3 protein-coding genes are annotated in these 2,944 nt (G+C 76.3%); all 3 read right to left on the bottom strand.

The window, feature by feature from the left end:
• On the bottom strand, positions 1-687 hold a 687-nt coding region (locus CCN29_RS32845), incomplete at its 3' end, for a cobalamin B12-binding domain-containing protein (protein ID WP_442538632.1).
• Positions 684-2,261 (bottom strand): PP2C family protein-serine/threonine phosphatase, encoded by a 1,578-nt coding sequence (locus tag CCN29_RS32840; RefSeq protein WP_086686151.1) that lies wholly within the window; start codon positions 2,259-2,261, stop codon positions 684-686. The genes CCN29_RS32840 and CCN29_RS32845, both read right to left, overlap by 4 nt.
• A gap of 213 nt (positions 2,262-2,474) precedes the next feature.
• Positions 2,475-2,944 (bottom strand): adenosylcobinamide amidohydrolase (locus tag CCN29_RS32835; RefSeq protein ID WP_442538631.1); only part of this gene is annotated, 470 nt, incomplete at its 5' end.

Raw genomic sequence — 2,944 nt, 5'->3', positions numbered from 1 at the left:
CAGGTCGTCGACGGCCTGCCGGACACCCGTCGGCCGCGCCAGCCCCGCCTCGAGCACGGCCGCCGCGCCCCGCGCGTCCGGGGCCCACGCGTCGGCGCCCAGGGCACGCGCGTACCGCCCGTCCGCGCCGAACGCCCGGCCGCCCACCACCACCGGCACGCCCACGGACCGGCAGGCGGTGATCGCGGTGTGCGCTCGCGGCAGATGCGTGGGGATCGAACCGGAGAGCAGCACGGCGTCGGAGTTGGTGTGGTGCTGGTGCGCGACCAGGTGCGGGGTCGGCGTCTGGGCGCCGAGGTAGTCGACCTGCCAGCCGCGCAGCCGCAGCGTCTCGGCGACCAGCCGCGCCGGGAAGGCGTGCCACTCGCCGTCGACGCAGCTCACCGTGACCCGGCCGCGGACGGCGGTGGGGCGGGTGCCGGAGCGGTGGTGCACCAGGGCGGTGATCACCCGCTCGTTGATCGCCGTCGCCGCGTGCTCCTGAGCGACGGTGATGCGGTCGGCGGCCCACTCGAGGCCGATCCTCGCCTGCACCGCCGCGACCACGTCCAGCAGCAGGTCCTCCTCCTGCCAGCCCTGCGCCAGGGCGCCGTCGACCACGTCGACGGCGTCGTACTCGTCGCCGTCGATCACGGCCTTCCACAGCGCCTCGCCCAGCTCGCCGGCCGAGGCCCGGGGTCCGCTCATGCCCGCCTCCGTGCTCGTCCGCCGGCAACGGCCGGCGCCCGGCCGTCCGCGGCGGGACCGTTGCGCGGAGCGCCGATGGCCACGACGGCCATGTCGTCGTGCCGGCTCCCCGGCTCCAGCCACTGCGCGGCCAGCATCTGTACGTGTTCCACCATGGCCTCGCCCGGCATGCCGCCGCACCCTTCGAGGGCCGACCGCAGCCGCTCCTCGCCGAACATCTCGTCGCCCAGGGGGCCGCCGCGGGCCTCGGTGATGCCGTCGGTGTAGAGCAGACAGGAGTCGCCGGGGGCGAGGACCGTCTCCACGGTGCGCGCGGTGACCTCGGGCAGCGCGCCCACGAGGGTGCCTCGCGTGGGCATCTCCTCGACCCGGCCGTCCGCGCGCACCACCAGCGGCGGCAGATGCCCGGCACCGGTGAGCCGCAGCCGTACCGCACCGTCGTCCTGGCGCTTCACCGAGGCGAGCACCAGCGTGGCGAACCGGGCGTGGTGGGAGGTGAGCAGGGCGCCGTTCAGCAGCCGCAGCACCTTCAGGTGGTCGGCGGCGAGCGGCAGCAGCGCGTGCAGCGTGTTGCGGATTTTCCCGGTGAGGACCGCCGCGTCCAGTCCCTTGCCGGCCACGTCGCCCAGCGCCACGAACGTCTCGGCGGACGCGTCCGGGCCGGGGTGGACGTCGTAGAAGTCGCCGCCTACCCGCTCGTGGTCCAGGGCGGTGCGGTAGCGGCCGGCGTAGTCCACGCCGTGCACACGGCTCAGCGGCGGCGGCAGCAGCTCCCGCATCAGGGTGCCGGTGATGGCCGTCTGCTCGCTGTACAGGCGCGCCGCCGACAGCGCGGTGCCCGCGCGGGAGGCGAACAGCCGGGCGAACACCTCCTCCTCCGGCGAGAACCCCTTCTCGGTGGCCGAGCGCAGCAGGATCAGCGCGCCCGCCGGCACCCCGTGCCCGGGCAGCGGCGTCACCAGCACCGACCCGACAGGACCGGAGAAGCCCTCGGGGACCACCCAGTCCGGGACGGCGCCCGGGTTGATCCAGCGGGCCGGCACCGGCGGGAAGCCGCGCAGCGCCTCGTCGAGCCCGGGCACGGTGAGCGGGTCGATCTGCCGGGTCTCCTGCACCACGCGCCGCCCGCGCAGGGCGTGCGTGACGGCGTACCGGTGCCCGGCGGGCGGGGTGATCAGCACCGCGGCCTCGGCGAGGTGGTCGGACGCCATCCGGGCGGCGACCTCCGCGCAGCGCGGCACGTTCAGGGAGGACAGCAGCGTGCTGAAGAGGTCGGAGGTGGCGTCGGCCCGCTCACGGGTCTCCCGCACGGTCTCGTGGGCCCGTACGAGGTCGGTGCGGTCGGACAGCCACCAGGCCACCCGGCCGTCGGGAAGGGGCGAGGGCCGGGCCTCGTAGGAGCGGTCGCCGAAGAGCCCGGCCGGCGTGCCCGCCGTCGGGTCGAGCGGTCCCGCGGCATGACGCCGGTGCGCCTCGGCCAGCCACGACGGCGGTACGTCGGCGGCGGGGGAGGACGCGGTGAGGCGGCGGGCGGCGCGGTTGCGGCCGGCGATCCGGCCGCGGGAGTCCAGCACCAGAACAGGGCAGGGCGCGTCGTCCCACGTGGGGACGGACCCGTCGCACGTATCGCACGGATCGGCGCTGGAACCGGGGGAAGAAATCACGAAGGAGGTGCGCGCCGCGCACCCACCCCCTCTCTCGTCGGTGTCGGCAGGTACGGTGGCAACGCTCCCCCATCCGTGCCCGCGAAGCAACCTGCCTGGTCGGCGAGGCGGTCCATGACCGGCTCAGTACCCCGGACCAGGTGTTTCATGTCTCACGGCGTCCCGTACCGCCCGGTGCACGGCCCGCGCCAGCCGCGCCCCCCACAGCGACCGGGGCCCGGCGAACGCGTGCGCCTCCCGGCCGGGGCCGGGGGAGCCCGCGACCACGCACACCGCGTCGGTCGGTGTGCCGGAGCAGTCGAGGCCGCTCTCCACCAGCGCCTGGACCTTCGCCTCCGTGGCGGTGGCGACCGCGTTCACCAGGGCCGCGTCCGTCAGCGCGGCCGGCACGGCCACCACGACGTTGATCGTGCCCGGGTCCGGGGCGCCCGCCGCGCCCTCACCGGGCCGCGCCGCCCAGCCGCGCACGTCCACGCCCGCGGTGACGAACGCCTCCGCGCCCCCGTCACGCGCGTGCGCGTACGCCGAGACGTCGGCGGCCGTCATCAGACCCACCCCGGGTCCGCGCACGCCCGCCCGGGCGGCGAGGGCGG

The organism is Streptomyces pseudogriseolus (assembly GCA_002154585.1).
GTDB classification, from domain to species: Bacteria; Actinomycetota; Actinomycetes; order Streptomycetales; family Streptomycetaceae; genus Streptomyces; species Streptomyces pseudogriseolus.
This window is presented reverse-complemented; position numbering and strand designations above follow the sequence as displayed.